General features: G+C 39.6%; 22 protein-coding genes and 1 pseudogene. All 23 read left to right on the top strand.

Annotated features, from left to right (window positions below; all coding sequences use genetic code 11):
* Nucleotides 1-2 precede the first annotated feature (2 nt).
* The 23 genes and pseudogenes from A3IA_RS0102030 (at nt 3) to A3IA_RS0101920 (ending at nt 22,137) form a co-directional block, all read left to right on the top strand.
* Entirely contained in the window at nt 3-323 is a 321-nt protein-coding gene (locus tag A3IA_RS0102030) for a hypothetical protein (RefSeq protein WP_018379682.1), read from the top strand.
* A 15-nt stretch (nt 324-338) separates the two neighbouring features.
* Complete coding sequence (ssb, locus tag A3IA_RS0102025) at nt 339-665, top strand: single-stranded DNA-binding protein (RefSeq protein WP_018379681.1); 327 nt, start codon at nt 339-341, stop codon at nt 663-665.
* A gap of 10 nt (nt 666-675) precedes the next feature.
* Nucleotides 676-831, top strand: a complete 156-nt coding sequence (locus tag A3IA_RS13215; protein WP_016480938.1) for a hypothetical protein — start codon at nt 676-678, stop codon at nt 829-831.
* Between the two features lie 290 nt (nt 832-1,121).
* Nucleotides 1,122-1,433 (top strand): hypothetical protein, encoded by a 312-nt coding sequence (locus tag A3IA_RS0102015; RefSeq protein WP_018379680.1) that lies wholly within the window; start codon nt 1,122-1,124, stop codon nt 1,431-1,433.
* 16 nt (nt 1,434-1,449) lie between these two features.
* A complete protein-coding gene (locus A3IA_RS0102010) occupies nt 1,450-2,169 on the top strand; it encodes an LPXTG cell wall anchor domain-containing protein (protein ID WP_018379679.1) in 720 nt (239 codons plus the stop codon).
* A gap of 80 nt (nt 2,170-2,249) precedes the next feature.
* Complete coding sequence (locus A3IA_RS0102005; protein ID WP_018379678.1) at nt 2,250-4,466, top strand: YSIRK-type signal peptide-containing protein; 2,217 nt, start codon at nt 2,250-2,252, stop codon at nt 4,464-4,466.
* A 201-nt stretch (nt 4,467-4,667) separates the two neighbouring features.
* Nucleotides 4,668-4,895, top strand: coding sequence for a hypothetical protein (locus A3IA_RS0102000; RefSeq protein WP_018379677.1), 228 nt, complete (start codon nt 4,668-4,670; stop codon nt 4,893-4,895).
* 105 nt (nt 4,896-5,000) lie between these two features.
* A complete protein-coding gene (locus A3IA_RS0101995; protein ID WP_018379676.1) occupies nt 5,001-5,546 on the top strand; it encodes a hypothetical protein in 546 nt (181 codons plus the stop codon).
* Between the two features lie 54 nt (nt 5,547-5,600).
* Nucleotides 5,601-6,353, top strand: coding sequence for a type IV secretion system protein (locus A3IA_RS0101990; RefSeq protein WP_018379675.1), 753 nt, complete (start codon nt 5,601-5,603; stop codon nt 6,351-6,353).
* Nucleotides 6,354-6,434: 81 nt separating this feature from the next.
* A complete protein-coding gene (locus A3IA_RS0101985; protein ID WP_018379674.1) occupies nt 6,435-6,893 on the top strand; it encodes a hypothetical protein in 459 nt (152 codons plus the stop codon).
* Nucleotides 6,877-7,455 (top strand): hypothetical protein, encoded by a 579-nt coding sequence (locus A3IA_RS0101980; RefSeq protein WP_026217513.1) that lies wholly within the window; start codon nt 6,877-6,879, stop codon nt 7,453-7,455. Before A3IA_RS0101985 ends, A3IA_RS0101980 begins: the two co-directional genes overlap by 17 nt.
* Before the next feature lie 46 nt (nt 7,456-7,501).
* Entirely contained in the window at nt 7,502-7,861 is a 360-nt protein-coding gene (locus A3IA_RS0101975) for a PrgI family mobile element protein (protein WP_018379672.1), read from the top strand.
* Complete coding sequence (locus tag A3IA_RS0101970) at nt 7,803-10,193, top strand: VirB4-like conjugal transfer ATPase, CD1110 family (protein ID WP_026217512.1); 2,391 nt, start codon at nt 7,803-7,805, stop codon at nt 10,191-10,193. The genes A3IA_RS0101975 and A3IA_RS0101970 overlap by 59 nt, the downstream gene beginning before the upstream one ends.
* 1 nt (nt 10,194) lies before the next feature.
* Nucleotides 10,195-10,468 (top strand): annotated as a pseudogene (locus tag A3IA_RS13355) (hypothetical protein); the annotation flags it as partial.
* 354 nt (nt 10,469-10,822) lie between these two features.
* Nucleotides 10,823-13,558, top strand: a complete 2,736-nt coding sequence (locus A3IA_RS0101960) for a phage tail tip lysozyme (protein WP_018379669.1) — start codon at nt 10,823-10,825, stop codon at nt 13,556-13,558.
* Nucleotides 13,559-13,571: 13 nt separating this feature from the next.
* The gene (locus A3IA_RS0101955; RefSeq protein ID WP_018379668.1) at nt 13,572-14,156 is read left to right on the top strand and encodes a hypothetical protein; all 585 of its coding nucleotides are present in this window, start codon (nt 13,572-13,574) and stop codon (nt 14,154-14,156) included.
* Nucleotide 14,157: 1 nt separating this feature from the next.
* On the top strand, nt 14,158-14,535 hold the full coding sequence (locus tag A3IA_RS0101950) for a helix-turn-helix domain-containing protein (RefSeq protein WP_018379667.1): 378 nt from the start codon (nt 14,158-14,160) through the stop codon (nt 14,533-14,535).
* Nucleotides 14,532-15,137, top strand: a complete 606-nt coding sequence (locus tag A3IA_RS0101945; RefSeq protein WP_018379666.1) for a hypothetical protein — start codon at nt 14,532-14,534, stop codon at nt 15,135-15,137. The genes A3IA_RS0101950 and A3IA_RS0101945 overlap by 4 nt, the downstream gene beginning before the upstream one ends.
* Nucleotides 15,138-15,158: 21 nt before the next feature.
* Nucleotides 15,159-15,419: a hypothetical protein gene (locus tag A3IA_RS0101940; protein WP_018379665.1), complete on the top strand. Its 261-nt coding sequence runs from the start codon at nt 15,159-15,161 to the stop codon at nt 15,417-15,419.
* Between the two features lie 14 nt (nt 15,420-15,433).
* Nucleotides 15,434-16,231, top strand: a complete 798-nt coding sequence (locus tag A3IA_RS0101935; protein WP_026217509.1) for a hypothetical protein — start codon at nt 15,434-15,436, stop codon at nt 16,229-16,231.
* A gap of 18 nt (nt 16,232-16,249) precedes the next feature.
* Complete coding sequence (locus A3IA_RS0101930; protein WP_018379663.1) at nt 16,250-16,741, top strand: DUF3801 domain-containing protein; 492 nt, start codon at nt 16,250-16,252, stop codon at nt 16,739-16,741.
* A complete protein-coding gene (locus tag A3IA_RS0101925) occupies nt 16,742-18,787 on the top strand; it encodes a VirD4-like conjugal transfer protein, CD1115 family (protein WP_018379662.1) in 2,046 nt (681 codons plus the stop codon).
* 32 nt (nt 18,788-18,819) lie between these two features.
* Nucleotides 18,820-22,137 (top strand): PBECR4 domain-containing protein, encoded by a 3,318-nt coding sequence (locus tag A3IA_RS0101920; RefSeq protein WP_018379661.1) that lies wholly within the window; start codon nt 18,820-18,822, stop codon nt 22,135-22,137.
* Nucleotides 22,138-22,144 lie beyond the last annotated feature (7 nt).

The following is a 22,144-nucleotide window of genomic DNA, read 5'->3' as shown; positions in this document are numbered from 1 at the left end:
TGATGGCACGATTAAGTAAAGACCAACAGTTAAAAACCCAGTTGTTATCAGGACTTGATACTTTTTTAGAAACCTTCGATGATTTTTGGAACATCTTAGACAAGGAATGCCAAAAGAATAAAGGACATCTTCTGCCACCAGTCTTGAAAATCGCTTTAAAACAGTATTACGAAGAAAAAGCTGCACGCTTAGCAGTCTTAATGGCTGGCAATTCTTTCACTATCGAAGAAGCGATGGAGATTCTGCCTGAAATAACGTTACTAGCCTATGCTTCTGAAGAGAAAGAAAAACTAGAGAAAATAGTGATGGCCTCTCGTTTGTAAGAAGGAATGACGGATATGAATACCACTAATTTAATCGGTCGCTTGACCAAGAAACCCGAGCTATATCAAACACCCGATAAGAAGACTTATGCACGTTTTACCTTAGCGATTAATCGCAAGAAGAAAGTCGGAGGTGCAGGCAATGAAGCTGATTTTATCCCTTGTGTGATTTGGGGTAAAGCTGCTGAAAACCTTGTTAATTGGACTGATAAAGGAGTCCTAATTAGCTTAGAGGGAGAACTTAGAACACGAAGTTATGAGAAGGAGGGGAAAAGGACTTTTGTTATGGAAGTTTGGTCAAACTTTTTCCAAGTGTTATCAAAACCACATCAGAATGATTAGAGGATAACGAATGACCAGTAGAGAATGCATTGAACAACGGATTGAGCAGTTAGCACAACAGAATGAACGACTTGCTAGCTTAGCTCAAAACCAATATGATCTCTTAATTCAGACAGGTGCTCAAGAAAGACACTATCAGACATTTTTACAAGATTTGACCTTTTAACGACGAGTATGAATTGACCTAAGCACGTCATGAAACTACTTTGTCCTTTGAGAACTAAATATCCAGACCGTCCTGATCAGCGAGCCTATGAATAAGACATAATGAGGGCGGTGATACACGCTAGGCTACCTAGTTCAGGCTCAAAACATACTAAAAGCACGTTAATCTAATTAGCGTAATGAGGTTGATGTCAACCAGCTGAAGGAGTTACGAGGAACCAAGCTTTAACTCGTGCGTCAAAAGACAGATGGTGATAGATCACCACATAAGTCACAAGGAGGTTATCATACATGACCAACAAATTTTTATCAGATCAAAGCATTATGCGCTTATCTGATCTACGCTGTCTCGGTCGTCAGGGAGGAGCAATACTTACCCTTGATGATGGCAGACAAGCTCTAATTAAACCACAGTTTGCGGTGGTCATAAGACCAGGTAAACATACTAATAATCCATCCTATGAGACAAATGAGATACTACGATTTCACTTAATTTACCATGCTATCACAATCGTCAAACGAAAACACTTTATTATAGCGAGAAGAATACAACGAAATCAACGGTCAAAACTTGTCTTAACAGGGATTGGTTATCATCGTTAGACGAAAAGGAGAGAATATGTTTAAGAAACAATTGTATGCCACATTGCTCTTATCATCAGCTTTATTGTCGGTATCAACACTAGCTAGCGCTGATGAAGCTCCAACACCAACTGATGCAACAGCACCAGTCGTTGTGATACCGACAGAACCAACACAACCCGTTGATGTTCCAGTAGAACCAACGCCTGCTCCAACACCAGAAGCACCAGTTGATACAACTACTCCAGTTGAAACGCCGACTGAGACATCAGTTCCTGAACCAACAGATCCAACGACGGCACCTTCTACAGAGGAGTCAAGCCAACCTGAGGTGACACCAGAAGCACCAAAGACAGAAGAAACGCCAGATACAACAGAACCTGCCACTGAGAAACCTGTCTTACAGCCTGAGATCTCTCAGCCAGTACAGCCCACAGAAGGACAAGTATCGCCATCAACTGGTCAAGTAGTTTCTACGGTAACGACAGAAGCACCCGTTGAAACAGCTGCGGGTGTCTCAATCGTAAGCACTAAAGAAGGCAAAGTCGTGCTATCAGATGGCTCTAAAGTTGCTCCTGAAGAAGTTGGGGGAAAAACTAACGAGGACAAAACTATTACGGTTACTAAAAACGACGGCTCAAAAGTGACACTCCCGCACACAGGAGACGCTAAGACACTAGGCTTATCACTCTTAGGCGCTTTAATGGCACTAACGGGTACGCTTGTCTGGAAACAGAAAAAAGTCCAAAACAACTAAAACGATTAATGCTTATTAACTGACCTAGGCAAGTCATTAAACTGTTTCGAACAATCATTTTTTTAAAGGAGATTTCTGAGATGACTCAAGAAACAAAACAAATTTTTTCAATTCGTAAATTTAGCACGGGTACTCACTCTGCTCTTCTTGGCAAGGCTAGTCTTGCTTTGGCGGCTACAGCTATCGTAATAGGAGCTGTCGGAAGTGTCTCTGCGGATGAAGTAACAACACCTGTAACACAGCCTGCGACAGAAGTCGTTGCACCTACACCAGAAGCAACAACTGCAGAAACACCAGCTATCACAAGCGACATCCGAACAGCTGTACCAGCTAATACAACACAAGACCAAGCAGTCACAGCTGTTGATGAAGCACAAGCAACGTTGAAAGACAACGTGAAAACAGCGACTGAAACTGGTGTCGTTGTTAATGAGGGTGAGACTCAAGAAGTTGTCATTAATGACGCTAACGCTTCTGAAAAAACATCAGAAGTCTTGACTGACTTGAATAAACAGGATCAGGCAGTTAAGGAAGCAACAGCTAAACAGGCTGATAACCTCAAAGCTTATGAAGAAACCACAACAGCTCACAAAGAAGCTGTGACAGAAGGTCAAGCTAATCTAGCAACCTCGACATCAGAAGTTGATAAACTCCTAGAACAAGCGAAAAAAGCAGGTCTATTGGTCACAGAAACAACAACTGATATGACACCTGAGTACGCAGATACTAAAGGTTTAACAGGTGATGACTTGCGTCAAGCAATGGCAGACAATCTGACCTTGTACAAGGAAGCTATCAATGCAGGTATCGCTATCCAAGGTAAATCGGTAGAAGACCTTAAACGTGCGTTAGCTCTGTACTCTAATAACCAAAAAGCCTACACAGAAAGCAAAACAGCTCGTGATTTAGCTGTTTCAGAAGGTCAATCAACATTAAAAAATGCAGTAGCTAAGCTTGACGAGCAAATCGCTATTGCTAAGAAAAATGACCTAACGGTCAATGAGTCCACAACGAATAACACACCAGCTTACAAAGACACTAAGGGTCTAACTGGTGAAGCTCTAAAAGTGGCTATGGCAGAAAATATCAAGCTTTACAATGACGCTGTTAAAGCGTCAGCAGGCTTGATGGATCAATCAACAGCACAAATGAAAAAACAAATTGACGCTTATATTTTAGCCCTTGCAGATTACAAAAAAGGTATCGGCACAAACACTGGACTTAAATGGCAAAATGGTGTCACAGTCTCTGCAGGCGCAGGAGCACAGAAAATGACGGGTGCTGAAAAAGTGGTTAACTTTGCGGATGGTACGCTTAAGTCTGCGGCTATGTATGCCACTCAATCAAACGCTCTTAATCAAAACACAGACGCTAACTTTAACAATATCTTCAAAATCAATGGCTCAGGCACAATTTACGTGAAGAATACGACTAACGGTGACGTGACATTGACATTCAGTGAAATCAATTCCCCAGGAAATACTGGAACATATGTGGCAGTTTGGGGTGCTGATAACGGTGGTATTGCTTGGTCAGTTTTCGCAACTTATACTGGTGGTGCAACTGGTGGTGTCGGTGAAGCTGCAGGCGGTGGCTCTGGCGTTGGCGGAGCAATCCTCAACTACGTTTATTCCTATAAAGTTAAAGCAGTCACAGCTAATGATGTCTCTGTTGTAACCTTTAATGATTTGGATGTTGAGCAATCTATCAAGGTATCAGGCTTAGATGGAGCGACTATCGAAAAAGGTAAAAATATTTCAGGATCTGGCACAAACTTTACGGGTACTCCAGGAGAGGAATCACAAGCCTCTGCAGGTGTTCTCGATTCTAACGGTGTTGGATGGACGTTCGAGACTGCTAAGAAACAAGACTTTACCTTTGTACACAGCGTACCAACTAAAAATTCATCAATCGTTGGTGGAATCTTTGGGGTAGCGAGTGAAAAACCAAAAGAACCTAAGAAACCAACGCTTGAAGCTAAGAAAGCTACGGTAGACGCTCCAGCAACACCAGAAGCTCCTAAAGCGCCAAGTGTAGCCGTGAACAAAGTAACGGTTGAAGCACCAGATGCTCCAGAAGCACCAAAACCAATTGAAGTTGACGTACACTACTACAAGATGACCAAAACGCCAGCGCCAGAAAAACCACAGCCACAAACACCTGTACAAGGCGCAAGTGTGGCAACTTTACCAGAAACTGGTGAAGCAGACAATGTATCAACTATTGCGACAGCGCTTGGACTTATGACTATTGGTTTTGTTGGCTTTGGTCTTAAGAAAAAGAAAGAAGAAAACTAAGCTAAAAGGCTTAAGTAACTGAAAAAACAGGCTTTGCCTGCTCAAGCTAGCAACTGAGACATAGAAATTATAATCTCCTAAAATATTCTCTCTAACTCAGTTGTTAGCTTGGGCAGGTAAGGTATTGTATTAGTTAATCACAGAATCTAAGTAGATTTTGTGATCTTTTTGTTTTAAAAATGAAAGTGAGAACAGATAACTATGGATACAGCAGCACGTGTAGTGACCGCTTTAGGTGCGGTACTAGCAATTGTCGGGCTTGGATGGGTCTTGACAGGTGCTTTTGATTATTTTGCGGGACGCAAAAACGGTAACCCTCAGATGATGGACCAGGGGATGACTTCAATGATTTCAGGTGGAGCCATTGCGGCTATCTCTGCGGGAGTAGCAGCTGCGATTGTGGCAGCTATGCGGGCCATTTCTTTTTAACCCTCTATTTGAAAAAGCTGATTAAGGCAAGAAAAGTGGGGCACCATTGCTCTAAATTATGGTATAATATGATTAAGAAAAACAAGCGGAGAGGAAAGTAAGATAATGGCTGAAACCTTTGATTATGTGGCTTTTGCCAAAGACTTTGAAAGAAGAAATGGACGACCACCGACAGCTGCAGAATTGGAGCAGAAGGTTGATCCTCTGGAAGGGATTGTGACCTATCATACGCCTGAAGAGACCCAAGCTGAGATTGAGCGTATCAATGCTTTTTATAAGCCTAGTTTAAGCGAGCGCTTAAAAACAGGACTCAGTTTTGTGACAAGAAACTTCTTTCGAGCTATTATGCTTTTAATCAAAACGCCAGTCTATCTGACTCTCTTCTTCTTTAATGTGATTAAATCAGCGATTGGTGTTGTGATTATCTTTGTTGTGACAAAAGGAATTGTAGGAATTTTGTTAGCTGAGTTTCTTAGTTGGCGTAACATAAATACTTTATCGCAAGCCCCAAGTCTAATTCGATTTTTCGCTCAAAATTTTATGATGAATAACTTAGAACCAATTTATTTTACTGAAACTGATCTCATGATCTGTATTATTTCTACATTATTCTTAGCTTTAGTTGCCACTTTTTCAAATACAGAAGTTTAATTGTTTTAAGAACCTTTCGAGGTTCTTTTTTTATTTGAGTTAGAAAGGAGATCAATGAAAGATATACTTTCAGAACTAACGAAGGGTTTGGGAAGTTACAATAAAACGGTCAATAGCTCAATGACGGCAGTGAATAAATCGTTAATGGCTATCGGTTACATCCTGGTATCTCTTTTATTTTTGATTGAAATGTTATCTTGGTATCGATTTATCCGTAACCAAGGTGGAGAAATGACCTGGAAGCTCTTTTTAGAAGTGGCTGTGAAATATCTAATGGCTTATTTCCTAGTGGCGCAATCAGGAGCTATCCTTAATGCTATTCTATGGTTTGCAAATGGAGTTACTAAAGTAGTCGGTGTAGATCTAAGTGGAAATAATTTATTTGAATTTAGAGCCTTAAAAAAGGGGGCGTATGGAATACGAACAGGCCTCAACTTTTTAGCATATTTAATTGGCGCAACAGCTATTGTATCAATAAGAGTTATGGTATTACTTCGATTTATTGAACTTTATTTTTACAAAGCAATTGCACCAATTATAGTAGCTTTTTGGATGAGTGATGATACCAGACCAATTGCCAAAAATTTTCTCAAAACTTTTGGGGCTATAGCACTTCAGGGAGCTGTAATTGTTATATTTTTAACTATTTGGCAAGGGTTTAAAATTGATACGGCAATACAATTAGATGAGAATAGTTGGTTAGGAACATATGCCCCAGCTATTAGTTACATCGGTAAATGTGTGATCTTTTTAATTTTACTCTTTGGCTCTCAACGCAAAGCCAAACAGTTATTACAAGTATCATAAGGAAAGTAACACTATAATAAGTGACAAACACTTTGTATCAATGCAAGGTGTTTTTTTGTTCAATGGAAAAGGAGAATAGGGATGTTTAACGACGAACAGAAAGACCATTATTTTCAGGAAAAAATCAGTGCTCTAGAAAGTGAAGTGAGCCGTTTGTCTCCTTATGAATATGACTATCGGTTGCTGAGAGATGTTGTAGCCGATTGTCTTTTACAAGGGCGGTTAACAGTCAGTGAATTGCCACAAGTCACTCGTTTACTACAAAACGATGATCTTTTTTACACTTATGCGTGGCGGTTTGTGGAAGCTAAGGGAGCTTATCAAGAAGGAATCATCATCTTAAAAACGCTTCAAGACGACTTGAACTATCTATTATCAATTGGGAAACTATCACAAGAACAGTATTCTCAGTGGCTGGAGAAGTGGTTAAGTTTTTTAGAACGTGGTAGAATAGCTTTTAAAGGAGAGAAAGACTTTGAGCGCTATTTTCAAGACCAAAAAGAAGTTAACCGAAGCTTATTCAGTGATTTCAACTTATGATAGGCAGTTAAGAACTCTAAAAAGAGAAAATAAAGCTTTGAAAAGGCAATTAGCCTACTTTGAAGAGTTCAATCAGAATGACCGAAAGTTACTCTATTGTCAGTCTGTCAAAGGCATCTATATGCTTGCAAGTGTATCTTATTCACTTGATCATCTAAAACGGATTAATCGTCTGGAGTTTAAGGTAAATGATACTTTTAAGCATAGTCGTAAAGACCGATTGAATTTTTTGAACGTGGAAGCTTATTACCATGATAAAGAGAGTGATAAGCTTGGGACGTTAAACTATTTATTGATTAGAGATTTTCTTATGGCAAAACCTAATAAAGGCTATGGTAGTTTCTTGTTGCGAGAAGCATTGTTTCATATTAGCCAATTATTTGGAGAACATGTGAAGATTAAGGGTAAGCTATCTTTTGTTGATGAACGAGACCCTAACAATCAGGCTCGTCGAGATCATGTCTATCAAAAGTTTGGTTTTACACTTAGAGACCATAGTATTAGAATAGACACTATCCCATTAGACAGGATTGCTAAGGAAAGAGAAAAATATAATAAATGACAAACAGTTCTACGTGAGCTGTTTTTTTGATAGAAAGGGACTCGCTATGAACAAATTAGGCAGTGAGTTTTTCAAAGCCATAGACCAATTTGAAAGAGGGATTATTGGTGGAGCAACCTGGAGACAAGTAGTGATGGTCATTGGGATTGCTTTGGGAGTTAGTCTTGCGACAATCATTTCATTGTTGCAGCTGCCAAGCATTCTCTTTTACCTCTCGCTTGCTTTAACAGTGCCACCAGCCTTTGTCTATGGTATTAAAAAAGATGAACAACTCAAAGAAGTTATAACCTTTAGGCTCAAGGTACAAGAAAGAGCCTATCAAACGGAATTTGAAAGTGAGGAGATACATGGTAAGTTTATTCCCGAAAAGGGCACCCAAGAATGGAACGCCCCTAACGAAAGCTGATAAAGAAAGAGCCAAGCAGCTCCAGAAAGCCCTGAAGGCTAGCACCCAAAACACGATTAAGTATACCTCTTTATTCGAGGATGGTCTCATGCATATTGTTGAGGAAGATTTTTCAAAAACCTGGCAATTGGGAGACACCAATTACATTACAGGTAGTGAGGATGAAAAGCTAGATATTATTGATTATTATGTGGAGGCTTTAAATGGTTTAGATAGTGACAACACCTATCAATTAACCATTTTGAATAGACCCGTCCCGTCTACCTTGTTAGACCAAATCACCTATGATCTAGAAGGAGATGACCGAGACGTCTTTCGTCAAGAATACAATGAGATGATTCGTTCCCGTTTTGCCACAGATCAAAATAACTTTAAAGTAGAAAAATTTGTGACTGTCTCTACCTCTGCTAGAGATCGTAAACAAGGCTACCGTAAACTCAATGATATTGCTAATCACTTTACCAAACAGTTTCAGATTGTGGACATCCCTTTTCAAGCACTGGATGGGACGGAACGTCTTAATATTTTTGCGGATCTCTTAAGAGGAAACCCTTATCTCAATGTGGATTACAAAGATGTGAGAATATCAGGGCTTCGTACCAAATCCTTCATTGCTCCAGGTCGTCTATGGTTTCAACCTGACCAGTTTATGATGGATAAAAAGTATTGTAAGATTTTGTTTGCAAGAACTTTTCCGGCCTTTTTAAATGACCGCCTAATCAAGTCCTTGACGGACATTGGCATTGAATTAACCATTTCCATTCATGCTAACCCCTATGATGTGGCTGAAGCAGTGAAGAAAGTGAATACCGCTGAAGCTAGTGTTAAGATGGATATGGTTAAATCTCAAGTGGCTGCTGCTCAAAAAGGAGTATCAGGAAACTTAGCGGTTTCAAGCGTCGCCCAGGGCACGGCAGAAGAAGCGGATAAGTGGAAAACAGAAATTAATGACAACGACCAGAAAATGTTTTCTGGCGTTTTTTTAGTTATGGTTAAGGCTGATCGTGCCGAAGAATTGGCAGACTATACCAGTCGTATCAAGCAAGCTGGTCGTAAACATGTCATTGAGTTTGAAGAAACCTATTATCATCAGGAAGAAGCACTTAATAGCATGTTGCCGATTGGAAAGACCTATATTGATGTCAAGCGTCGTTTTATGCGTGACATGACGACCACTAATATTGCCACACAAATTCCCTTTACCAATACTGACTTACAAAGCGCCAGCCCTCTAGCGAATTACTACGGGCAAAATCAAATTTCAAATAACATCATTACCCTTGATCGTCAACGAGATTTAGATACAGCATCAGGGGTTATTTTGGGTTCTTCTGGTTCTGGAAAATCAGTCTTTGTCAAAACCAATGAAGTGATTCCAGCTATTTTAAGGTTCCCTAATGACCGAACCATCATTGTGGATCCTGAGGAAGAGTACGTTGATATCGGTCGTGCCTTTGGTGCCCAAGTCATTGATATTTATCCTGGTACCAAAACGCACTTTAACCTCATGGATATTCCTGATTTAGATAAACTACAAGACGAAGATAAAGACTTTGTTGGTCAAAAGTCGTCTCTTATCATGGGGCTCTTTGAAAATATCCTACAGGAAGTGACAGATGATGATGTGTCATTGATTGACCGTGTGACACGACTTTGTTATGAACGAATTACAGATCGGACACCAACCCTAAAGGATTGGCATGATATTCTCTTAGAACAACCCGAAGAAGAAGCGCAAAGCTTAGCTCTGAAATCAGAATCCTATACCAAGGGTTCCCAAGATATATTTGCTTATGAAACTAATGTAGACCTCAATAATCAAGTGGTTATTTTTAACCTGAAGAAACTCTCAGGTAAGCTAAAACCGTTTGCCCTAATGGTTATTCAAGATTATATCTGGCAACATGTTGTCGATCATAAAGATGACTTTGTGACCAGGGTTTACTTTGATGAGATGCAAAATCAATTTGAAACGGACGACCAGGCTAGGTTCTTCACCAATATGTATGCCCGTATTCGTAAATATGGCTCTATTCCAACTGGAATCACTCAAAACGTGGAAACCTTATTATCTCGTAAAGAAGGGCGTAACCTGCTTTACAACAGTGAATTTATCGTTCTCTTAAAGCAGAAGAAAACAACCATTCCCTATCTACTTAAAACCATCAATCTTACCGATGCCCTTATTCGTTATATTGAAAAACCAAAATCCCTTGGAACAGGGCTTATTATAGCAGGGTCGACGACGGTTCCATTTGAAAATCCAATTCCTGAAACGACTGAATTGTTCCGTTTAGTTGCGACGGATGCTTATAGAAATATGGAGGTATAATATGTTTGAAGATGTTACTCTAAAACTATCCAAAAAAAGGAAAAAGAATTACTAGCTAATTATAGTGCTAAATTACAAGTTGCTTTTGAAAAAGCTATAGCTGATCAAGAACATTGGAAACCTTATGTTAGGATGTCTGATTTATGTCAATACTTGGGGGTCTCACCACAACCTTAATCAAATGGCAGAAAGAGGGCATGCCACATATCGTTATAGACGGTGTAACCTTGTATGACAAACGCAAAATTTCAAAGTGGTTAAGCCATTTTGAAAGAAATAAAATCATAGATCAAGAAAATCAGATGAAGCTTTTACCTGGCTATTTATCCATCAAGCATGTTTTTGGGACTATTGTTACCTATCCTAAGAAAGTGCTTCTAGAGTTAATCGAAGACCTTAAAGAAGGGGATATTCAAGAATTTTCTTATTGGTCACCGCTATATTTTTTAAAGTATGACGAACTAGGGCAACCTGTTTATCTCATTTATCTAGTTAATGAAGTTGGTTCTGCACTGCATCCGGAATGCTATTACTATGTTACATTGACAAAAGAAGAAGAGCATTTATTGGAAAGTTTGGAACTATCTCTCTAGGACAGACTATTAGAACAATAAAGAAAGGAGGATTCTGTGACAAAGGAAAAACAAGACCTTAGAAGCCGAATTGTAAGGCAACGGCAGATTAAAGAACGCGTGCAGCGTCACAACGAGTCTTCCGCAAAGAAAGCACAAAAAGCAGCTAGAGGAGACTTCCTAGAAGCCACACAGAATTTAAGAAAAGCAAAAGAAGTCTATTCAAAAGCTCAATCAGACTTCAAGGCAGGAGTGATTGACGATCAAAAGCTTCAGGAAGCCAGGACCAGTCTTAAAGAAGCTCAGGCAAATCAAAAGATTACCAAAAAAGTTAAAAGGAAAGTCCGTAAAACAAACCCTACTATTGGTCAAAAAGCTCGTCAAACAGGGCGTCGCATAACGACAAGAGCTGGTCAAGAATTTTTGGAAGTAGGTATGGATCAAGACGATGCCTTATCAGACCTTCTTAGGATGAAACGTCAAGCTCGCCAAGCAAGAGTGACAGCTAAACAAGCAGGTCGAGCAACAGGAAGAGGAGCGAGGCTAGCCTATCGTGGGGCTAAAGGCACAGTTAAAATGGGTGCTAAGGGCACTAAATACACCTATGAGAAAACTCGTAAGGGAAGCCTAAAAGCGACTCAAGCAAGTGCGAAAGTTGCCTCAAAAGCAACTCAGGTCATAGCGACAGCTACTAAGGCGATTGTTAATGTCGCAACCCCAATAATAACCAATCCTTTGACTTGGCTCATTTCAGGAGTGATGGGCTTGTTGCTGCTGATTATTATTCTAGTATCTTCAGTCTTTGCTAGTAATATCATCCAACAAGATGAGTTCACCTTAAATCACTCCTGGCTACACATTTCCAGAATGGATCGTAAAGAATCAACGGACAAGGTAGATTACTACACGGATATTGACTCTATCTTACTCTACATGAATTATCGCTATGGTGGTGAGTGGGAGCCAGATGCTAAATGGGAGGAAGGTCGAGGGGGTAAGTTGAGTGGAGTTCTTGGGTTTAACCACTTTTCAGATGCTTTAGATGATATCTGGAAGGAAGAAAATAAAGATCCCAATAACCTGAAAACTATGGCGGAACTCTATACGAACGGCAAAGAGTGGATGAAGTTTTCTAGTGATGAGTTAGAGGAATATAAAGACATTCTTGATAGTCAATCCGAGACAGGAAAATATTTAGCTTATCAAGAATTAGCCAATCCATTTTACTCAGTTGATGATGAGAAAGCAGAAACCGAACATTTAACCGTAACCCAACGTTATGGCTACACAGATAAGAATACTATTGATCCTACCACAACAGTTCAGGCTGCTAGCGATAAACTCTATGCGCCAATGGATGGGAAAGTAACCATCACAAAGACAGACCTTAAAGGCAAAAAGACTAAAACAACAAATGTGATAATTGCGGATAAGGAAGCAAGATTTATCTTTTATGATGTCAAACAGATCAGGGTTAAAACAGATGATAGCGTTGAAACAGGCGTAGAACTAGGTAAAGTATCTGGTGATACGCAACAGATTGCTTATGCTAAAAACTATGGTGAAATCGAGGATAAGGACGCCAAATGGCTCAAAGAGATTGGGACAAAGGATGTTTCTTACGCCTTTACCGAAAAGACTAAACAAGATAAAACAAATACCTGGGTACTCGTTAATCCAGGTTTTTATTTTCCCTTTGTAACGTATGCCCAACAGACAACCGTTATCCAAGAAGCATCTGAAATGAGTGGTCGAGCCAAACAATTTTATGACCTGGTCAAAAAGAAAGTTAAAAATGCGACTGATAATGGTATCGCAGCTATTGTTGGTTGTTTTGGCGTAGAGTCAGGTGTTCAGCCTAAACGAGCAGAAGGCGATTTCCTTAGTCCTCCAGTCGGGGCTAGTCCATCCTCCTGGGATGATGCCAAATGGTTAGATATTCCTGGTCCTGCTATCTACGGTGGTGGTTATCCTAATATCCTACGTCGAGGACTAGGGATGGGGCAGTTTACAGATACAACAGATGGTGCTATCAGGAATACCCTCTTGCGGGAATATGCTAAGAAAAAAGGGAAAAAGTGGTATGACATGGAATTACAAGTGGATTTCATGCTAGAAGGAGACAATCCATACTACACTAAAATCTTTAAGGAAATTGCGACCAGTAATCGTGACGTCGATACTTTAACGGCTGAATTCTTAGCTAAATGGGAAGGTGTACCAGGGAATAAATTAGCCCAACGTCAAGCCATTGCCCACCAGGCTCTAAATTGGTTTAAGATGGATTTCTCTATTGGCGGAAGCATGTCTATTGCAAAAGGAGAAATTGCTCATATCTTTTCTGTTCCCTACACCGTGGTTCAACCATATGGTAAAACGCCTTGGTCGCAAGGTGGAGGGGCTTGGATGTATCCGATGGGAAGACATTCAGGTATTGACCTCCAGGGACAAGGTTTCCAATCAGGTAATGTCTCTGTACACAGCGCCACAGATGGCAAAGTCAATACCGTTTCAGCTGACCCTATGGGAGGCTACTATATTGTCATAGAGCCTAAATTGGGAGGTTATATCTATTACGGACACATGAAATCAGCGTCTGTACAAAAGGGACAAACCGTTAAAAAAGGGCAACAAATTGGCATTATGGGAATGGGAGGTGGTGTTTACCATGTTCACTTTGAATATAATACCAATATTGCCACACTCGGTACCGCCCTGTCGCAAGATAGAGACCCTGGCTTTCTGATCCCTGCAAAGGGTTTAACGCAAAACCAAGTTATCAATCCAAAATAGAAAGAAGACAAACATGTATTTAGACAGACAAACGAAAGTCATTTACGGGATGATTGCGACTGGAGTGGTTGTTTTATTGCTCATAACGGGTAGCCTTGCCTACCATTTTGGTAAGCAAGCGACACCTCAAACAACTTCCCAAGTGACGAAACAGATTAAAACAGAGACAGTAAAGCCAGCTGATGTCAGAGCTTTTCTAAAAGCATACACGACCAAGCAAAAAGATGGTGACAATCGACGTGACTATCGTCCGTTTATGACCCCAGAAATGTACCAAGAAGAAGTCTCAAAAGAAAAAGAGCCTGATCGTAAGCAATTTGGAGCTTTTATGGTGGACTACAAGTACCAGAACTCAGATATCTATATCAATCCTGAAAAACCAGAAGTCCTGGTAAAAGTTGATTACACCTTGACCTATCTTCGCAAACCTGATCAGTATGAGGATGCTCAAAAAGGGATAAAAAATACCCTGCAGCTAAAGCTGACTTATATCAAAGAAGGCAACCGCTACCTGGTCGATCGGATGGAACCCGTCACTTTAGAAGATGTGACAGCAGCGTCAACTCAAGCAACACCAGAAATAGCAAGGATGCCTTAGTTTGGAAAATAACGTTAAAATTTTTAAAAAACCACCAACAAGAATTAGAAAGTTAATATCCGAATCAGGTAAGAAACTAAAAGAAATCAGCAACGAAGCCGATATACCTTATGGCGCTCTTAGTTCTTACAACCAAGGTATTAGGACACCTAAAAAAGAGAATGCCAAAATCTTAGCTGATTATTTTGGTGTATCTGTGCCTTACTTACTAGGATATGAAAAAGAGCCTAACTTGATAAAAGCAGAACCTATAATTCCTCTAGAATTGGTTCAAGAGTTGTCTTCTATCAATGACAAAAAGGAAAAAATTCTACAAGAATACTTAGAACTGGGTAAAAGAGAACAAGTTATTCTCAAACAGATAAGGGAGGATTTATGATTGATACGGTTAAGCTAAAAATATTTAAAGGGATCATGATTACTATAGGTATTTTGATCATTTTCTTTATTGGTTTAGGATTTGGTCAAATGGGAAAAAATGAAAATCAAAACACCGCAGTGACTACGACAAAGCCCAAAAAAGCTAAAGAAGGTAGTCGGCTAACTGAGGATTGGGTCAAGCAATTTCTAGTTGTTTACTATACCAAAAAAGATCTCGAAGAAAATCGTTCTAGATACAAAACTTATATGACTGAAGGACTATACCAAGGGGTGATTACTGAAGAGGAGACGGCTAAACATCAAGCTTATAAAGGCTTTAAAGTTAACTATGAATTTCAGTCAGCTAATATTTTTATTAACCAGACGACTCAACAGGTTATTTGTGAAATCACTTTTACAAACGATCTCTTAAAAGCCAAAGACAATACAACAAACGCTCAAAAAAGCATATCTCATCACATGACCCTACAGTTGGATTACACTGACCAAGATGGTATCTATTTGATTAATCAGATTAGTCCTATTGACATTACAGTAGACGAGGAAGGAACAATTGTTCCTGATGATACTGACGACATGGTGTCAACAGAGGACGAGTAAGAAGAAAAGAGGAATCACATAATGACAGAACAAACTTATCAAGAAAGACCTGAAATGAAACCTAAGACACGTCGTCAAAAATCGACAAAAGAGCGATTAGATGACAAGGTGAAGCAACTTAAGAAAGCGAATGACTCACTGGAAGTCATTCAAAAGAAAATAAAGACGTTAAAAGAAGATATTGTTATTTTAGAGGGCAAACGCCAACAGGAACTACTCAAGGAATATGATATGAGCCTGGAAGATCTGGAGGCATTGATGGCTGCCAATAAAGACAGATAAGGAGGTCACAAATGATGTTTCGACTACAAAACCAAGCCAACGGTAAGGAACAAGAATATGCTAATAGAGCAGCCTTATTGATTGGATTAGAAGGTGAAGAAAATAGATGCTTACAACTAAATATGAGTGCCACTTTTTATCTTTTCCATATCGATAAACAAGGGGCAGTGATGGAATCAATGGAGTTAACCATTCCTTCTTCTGAAGACACTTCTATCAAAGAGCTGCTAGGACAATTTGGGTTAAAGAAAGACGATAAGAAAGGCTTTTCTGCTCGTTTTGCTAAGAAAACGCCAACTAAAGAAAGCCAATCACTCGCCAAACAGGAGAACCAGGTATCAGAAGTGACGTCTCATCAAAGAGGGCGAGTGTTTAAGGGACTCCTTTGGACGGTACCGATGCTCCTATCCTTAACCAGCCTTATTCTAGCGCTTCAGAAACCGACAGAGCTACCCTTAGCTAGTCATCAGGAGATGTCAAGGGAGCAGGTAACGGTTATTGATCATGAACCAGATGTTTTTGCACGTTACTTTATTGGTTCTTATTTTTCAGGATCAGGCACTAGGGAAAAATTCCTGTCTGAAGACCTTTCTGTTGATGACATCACCGTTGACAAAGCCACCCCAACAAGTGTCTTATTAGAGTCTCAACGAACAAAGGGTGATACCAGTACATTGACTTATGTGATTACTATTCGTGATGAAGAAGAGAAACTTAGTAGTAAACGATTAGAACTGACAGTTAAGAAGTCAAAGAATGCCACTTATGGCTATCTCATCCACAAAACACCTCGGTTAAACAGTTACCCTTAATCAAGAAAGGAGATCATCATGGATCAAGAAAGAGTGATGGAAAAAGGCGCTAGGGTTACCCTAGAAACAGGTAAGCAACTTTTCCAATTTTTAGCCTATGCCTTTAGTCAAGGCGCTAAACAGTATCAAGAACACAGACAAACAGGAGAGCAATCTTGGAAGGATTTTATGAAAAGCTCTCATACTAAGGATCATATCGACTTTCAAGAAGCTGAAGTCAATTTTGATAAATTCAAAAAAGAACTAAAAAAATCAGGTGTTAACTTCCACTTCACAGATAATAAGGATGGTACCAAGCAAGTATGGTTTGAGGCGATTAATCAAAAAGTCATCCAAGAAGCCCTGAAAAAAACCATTCAAGAGATTGTTAATGATCCAAAGGCTGCCACTAAAAAATACATGAAGCAACCAGAAGAGCTGACCCCTAAACAACAAATTGAAAAACTTAAAAATACTGCCAAAACACCAACTGAAGCAGTTGTCAATAAGAAGAAAGGAAAGAGCCTTTAAATGATAGTAAAACGAAAACCCCTCATTCCTTATCTCTTATTAGGTACCCTCTTAGCTTATATAATGCACCGTGCCTATGTGCTTTATAGCATGGCACCAGAACCCGATATCACCAATCTGTTTAAGCCCTATGCCTATGTTTTGGAGAAGATAACGGAAAGACCGTACTTTTATTGGAATACTAGCCCACTAGCTTTACTTGCAGCTCTAGTGGGCTTTTTTATTGGTTTGTTATTCTATTTGAAAGTTCGACCAGACGGTAATTACAGGCATGGTGAGGAGTCAGGATCTGCTAGATTTGCGACAGCCCAGGAGTTAAAAGGATTTCAAGATGACAAACCAACCAACAATATGATTTTTTCCAAACAAGCACAAATGGGGCTCTTTAATAAGCGATTGCCCTTTGAGTGGCAGCTCAATAAAAATGTCGTGGCAGTCGGTCTGCCTGGAGACGGAAAAACCTATACTTATGTAAAACCTAATCTGATGCAGATGAATTCTTCTTTTGTTGTGACAGATCCAAAAGGGTTGTTAGTCCGTGAAGTAGGAACCATGTTAAAAGAAAATGGGTATCAAATCAAAGTTTTTGATCTGGTCAATTTGACCAATTCGGATATGTTTAATCCCTTTAGGTATATGACGTCAGAATTAGATATTGACCGTATCACAGAAGCTATTGTGGAAGGAACAAAGAAAGGAGATCGTGAGGGTGAAGATTTCTGGAATCAAGCGAAATTGCTTCTGAATCGTGCTCTTATTGGCTATCTTTATTTTGATAGTCAAGTTCGTCATTATGAGCCTAATCTGTCGATGGTGGCAGACTTACTGAGGCATATGAAACGCCCTAATGAAAAAGAACTTAGTGCGGTTGAGAAAATGTTCAATCAATTAGAAGAAAGGCTCCCCGGTAATTATGCTAGCAGACAATGGGAACTCTTTAACAGTAACTTTGAAGCAGAAACAAGAACCAGTGTCTTAGCGATTGTAGCGACTCAATATTCCATCTTTGATCATGATGCTGTCACCAATCTCATCAAGACGGATACCATGGAAATGGATACTTGGAATACCGAAAAGACAGCGGTCTTTGTGGCCATTTCAGAAACCAACAAAGCTTTTTCTTTCTTAGCATCAACCTTTTTTACGGTGGTTTTTGATCAACTGACCCATAGTGCAGATGCCATCATCCAGGGTGATAAGCAAGGATATGAACCAGAAGACCTCTTGCACGTGCAATTCATTTTTGATGAGTTTGCGAACGTTGGTAAGATCCCTCATTTTAACGAAGTTCTAGCTTCTATCCGTAGCCGTGAAATGTCTATCAAAATTATCATTCAAGCGATTAGTCAGTTGGATAGCCTTTATGGTGTTCCTGCTCGAAAATCAATAGTTAATAACTGTGCAACCTTACTCTTTTTAGGGACAAATGATGAAGATACCATGAGGTATTTCTCTATGCGAGCTGGTAAAGAAACGATAACGCAAACGAGCTACTCAGAACAACGTGGTCAGAGGGTATCAGGAACAACAAGCCATCAAACGCATCAACGGGATCTGATGACTCCAGATGAAATTGCTCGTATTGGTGTCGATGAAGCCTTGGTTTTTATTTCCAAACAAAATGTATTTCGTGACAAAAAGGCTCAGGTATCTGACCACCCTATGAAACATCTTCTAGCCAATCACTATAAAGATAAGACTTGGTATCACTATAAGCGATTTATGGAAGAAGGCGCAGAATTTATTGATGCCGTTATGACTGGAGAAATAGCTGAAGAAACTATTTGGGCTCCCGATATGGAGGAATACCCAGTCTTTTTAGAAGACAATGGATTTAATGAGCCCCTTGAACAAGCTCCTGAGATGACAGTTCGTGAACGAGTGCCTGAAACTGATCCTGAAATGAGCTCAGAAAGCCTCTCTCAGACACTAGAAACGTCTAAAAAAGTCGTGGATATGGATACTGGAGAGATATTTGAGTTACCACCTGAAGACCAGGATGACTACGGGGAAATATCTTTTGAAGATTACCGAGTGGAGGTCTAAAACCTTCACTTTTTTGATAGAAAGGAAATGATATGTCAAAAACACAAGATTTATTATCACAACGCTTTGAAGCACAGAAACAAAAATTAATAAGTATGGATATTTTAGCGGTAGCGACTTCTTTAGGGATGGATGTGAAACCAGGCTCAAGTGGTAGCTATTATTGGAAAGAGCACGATAGTTTTCATATCTATCCAGATACCAATAGTTTTCGCTGGTGGTCAAGGCGTACAGGAGGTGACACGATTAATTTAGTCCAAGTAGTCCAGGAAGAACTGACTGGGAAAAAGCCTAATTTTAAAGAAGCGGTCAATTATTTGGAAACAGGTTCTTTTGAGCACGTCGAGGTCAAAGAACGGGTCTATGAACCCTTTGATTATTACTTATCTCCTTATGAGCATCAGGATTTTGAATTTGGCAGAAACTACCTCAAAGAAGAGCGACAGCTATCAGATGAGACCATTGATACCTTTTTAGCCACTGGCAATTTAGCACAAGCGACTCGTAAAAAAGGGGATTATTTTGAACCTGTTATTGTCTTTAAAAGCAGAGATGAGGATGGAAAACTGATTGGTGCTAGTTTACAAGGGATTGTCGAAAATCGAGTACAACATCCTGAAAGAGGTCGCCTTAAACAAATCATGAAGAACTCAGATGGTTTATCTGGTTTCCACTTAGATATAGGGAAACCAAATCGCTTAATCTTTGCGGAAGCTCCTATTGATTTGATGAGCTATTACGAACTCCATAAAGACCAGTTACAAGACGTGCGCTTAGTAGCTATGGAAGGACTCAAAAAAGGAGTCATTAGTCGTTATACAGTGGACTTGCTGACGGATGGAAAATATTCTCAGACCATGAGTCGAGAACAAGTCAGAGGCGCCCTAGATGCTCTAGCCAAGACCACCAGTCATCTAGAAGAGCCTCCAAATCTGATCACATTAGCCGTTGATAATGATGAAGCAGGACGTCGTTTTGTCCAGGACTTGCAAGAAGATGGTATTCCGATCACTGCTGCGCTTCCTCCTCTTAAGGAAAATCAAGAAAAAATGGATTGGAATGATTATCTGAAGCAAGCAAAGCGTGTCAGAGAACCAGAAGTAGCTACTCAATTACCCCCAGTTTATTTAGGACAAGATGGCAACCTCTACGAAAAGTCAGATGAAGCTATCCGTTCAATCAATCCTAAACAAACAAAAAAAGCCCTTGATACAACTCAAGGACAAACAAAAAAGATTGAGAGCCCAATCGGGGATTATCCTGACAAGAGTCAGGTGGCAGCACCTCTACCTAATCCTCATAAAGAGGATTCTTTGAATGAGCCGTCACCGACTCAAACTCAGTCTCAATCTTTACTTTATTTTACCATTTCTGACCCAGAAAAGTCAATGTATAAACAAGGTTATCATCCTATCAAGACAAAAGAATTAAATAAATTAAATCGCTATGCTTCACAAATTCAGGAGAACGCTGCCTGGTATCAATCGGAACTAGCCAATAGTCAAGTGACCTACTTTTACTATAATCACAATCAATTACAAGCACTTCAGGTATCTTTTAAGCCGGAGCACTATCCGCATTTAATTGGTCTTTTTGCAATTGATGATCATCAAACAGCAGCTAAAACCTTAACAGATTTAGTCGAAGGTAAGGGAGATTATCAGAATATTATGATTGCTAACCAGGGAGCAACGTTTAGTAAAATCCAAGTGTTACCAGATTTCAAAGCTGTTGTGGATGCCAATAGCTTTATTTTTGATGATTTAACAGAAGTGGAACGCATGAATCGTCTTGACTTAGCGAAGGCTATTCGGACAGAAGATCGTGACGTCTTAGTTGCTTTTAGGAATGTTGATGGTGAATTATTTCCAGCATCGTTAATGAAAGTGACAAATAAACTAGAGACGGATTTATCTATTGCTTCAAATAAGGCTATTCTAGGTGTTCTTAGTGAAAAGGACGGGCAAGTAAAAATCCTATCTGTTAATGATCAGTATATTACAGATGGTGGCTTATCTCTAAAAGCCATGATAGAAAACCGTGAACTAGAACCAATTAAAACAGAAACACTACAACGGACAAGCAATCAAGAGTCTCTCTCTCCAAAAGATTCAGATGGTGATGGGTTAACGGATGATGAAGAAATGGCATTAGGGACTAATCCGTATAGCCCAGATAGTGACGGTGACGGTATCGCAGATAGTATTGAAAAAGCTAGTGGAACAGATCCAACCAACGCTTCTGATAATGACATGACAAGAAAAGCAGAGGATAATCAACGTGATGTCACCTTATCAGAAATGATAAAAGCCAAGAATACTGTGGCACTTAATCAGCACCTTCAGGAAGGTATTAAAAACTATTTTGACAGTGACGCCTATAAGCAATATCTTGATGGCATGGCTCACTTTAATAACTATTCCTCTCGAAACATTCAACTGATAAAATCACAATTACCAGAAGCTACAATGGTTGCTTCTTTTAATGAGTGGAAGAAGCGAAATGGCTCGGTCAATAGAGGAGAGAAAGCTATCTATATTCAAGCCCCTGTTTCTGTGATTAGAAAAGATGAGAAAGGTAATCCCATTCTTGATCCCAAAACAGGTGAGAAAGAAACAATCACCTATTTTAAACCTGTTCCTGTTTTTGATGTTAGTCAAGTCTCTCCACAACAAGGAAAAGAACTCAATATTCCAAAAATGGTGGGAGATATTCCAGAACAATTGGATAAAAGCTATTATCAAAATATTTATCGCAGCTTAAGAGATATTTCTCAAAACGAGAACCATGTCTCTATTCGCTTTAGAGACCATGGAAGAGAAGATGGCTTCTACAATCCTAATACAAATGATATTGTCATCAAGAAAGGGATGTCTTATGAACGAACACTGTCAACACTAATCCATGAAATAGCACATTCTGAACTACATAATAATCAAAGTTTAACAGAACGCTTCGGTGGTCAATTGACAAGAAGTACAAAGGAACTGCAAGCAGAATCCATTGCTTACGTTGTGTCAAGTCATCTAGGTTTTGACACTAGTCAAGAGTCTTTTCCTTATCTGGCTTCCTGGTCAAAAGAAAAAGATGGACTTGCTAATTTATCGGCTCAACTAGAGATTGTACAAGAGACAGCTAAAAGTCTGATGGATCGTCTTGATAAACAATTGAGTAAATACCAAACGATGTCACTCAATCAAGAGGCTAAGACGTTTGAGAAACAGGAAGTGACAAAACAGGCTCACCCTTTTTATCAAAGTTTAGCAGCTGCTAAATCATCAACAACTCAAACGCCGTCACAAGATAAGGAGACTAACATAAAAAAAGACAGACGACCTACGATGCCGTAGTGCAACG

Origin of the sequence: Streptococcus thoraltensis DSM 12221, assembly GCF_000380145.1 — a bacterium.
Classification (GTDB): Bacteria; Bacillota; Bacilli; order Lactobacillales; family Streptococcaceae; genus Streptococcus; species Streptococcus thoraltensis.
This window is presented reverse-complemented; position numbering and strand designations above follow the sequence as displayed.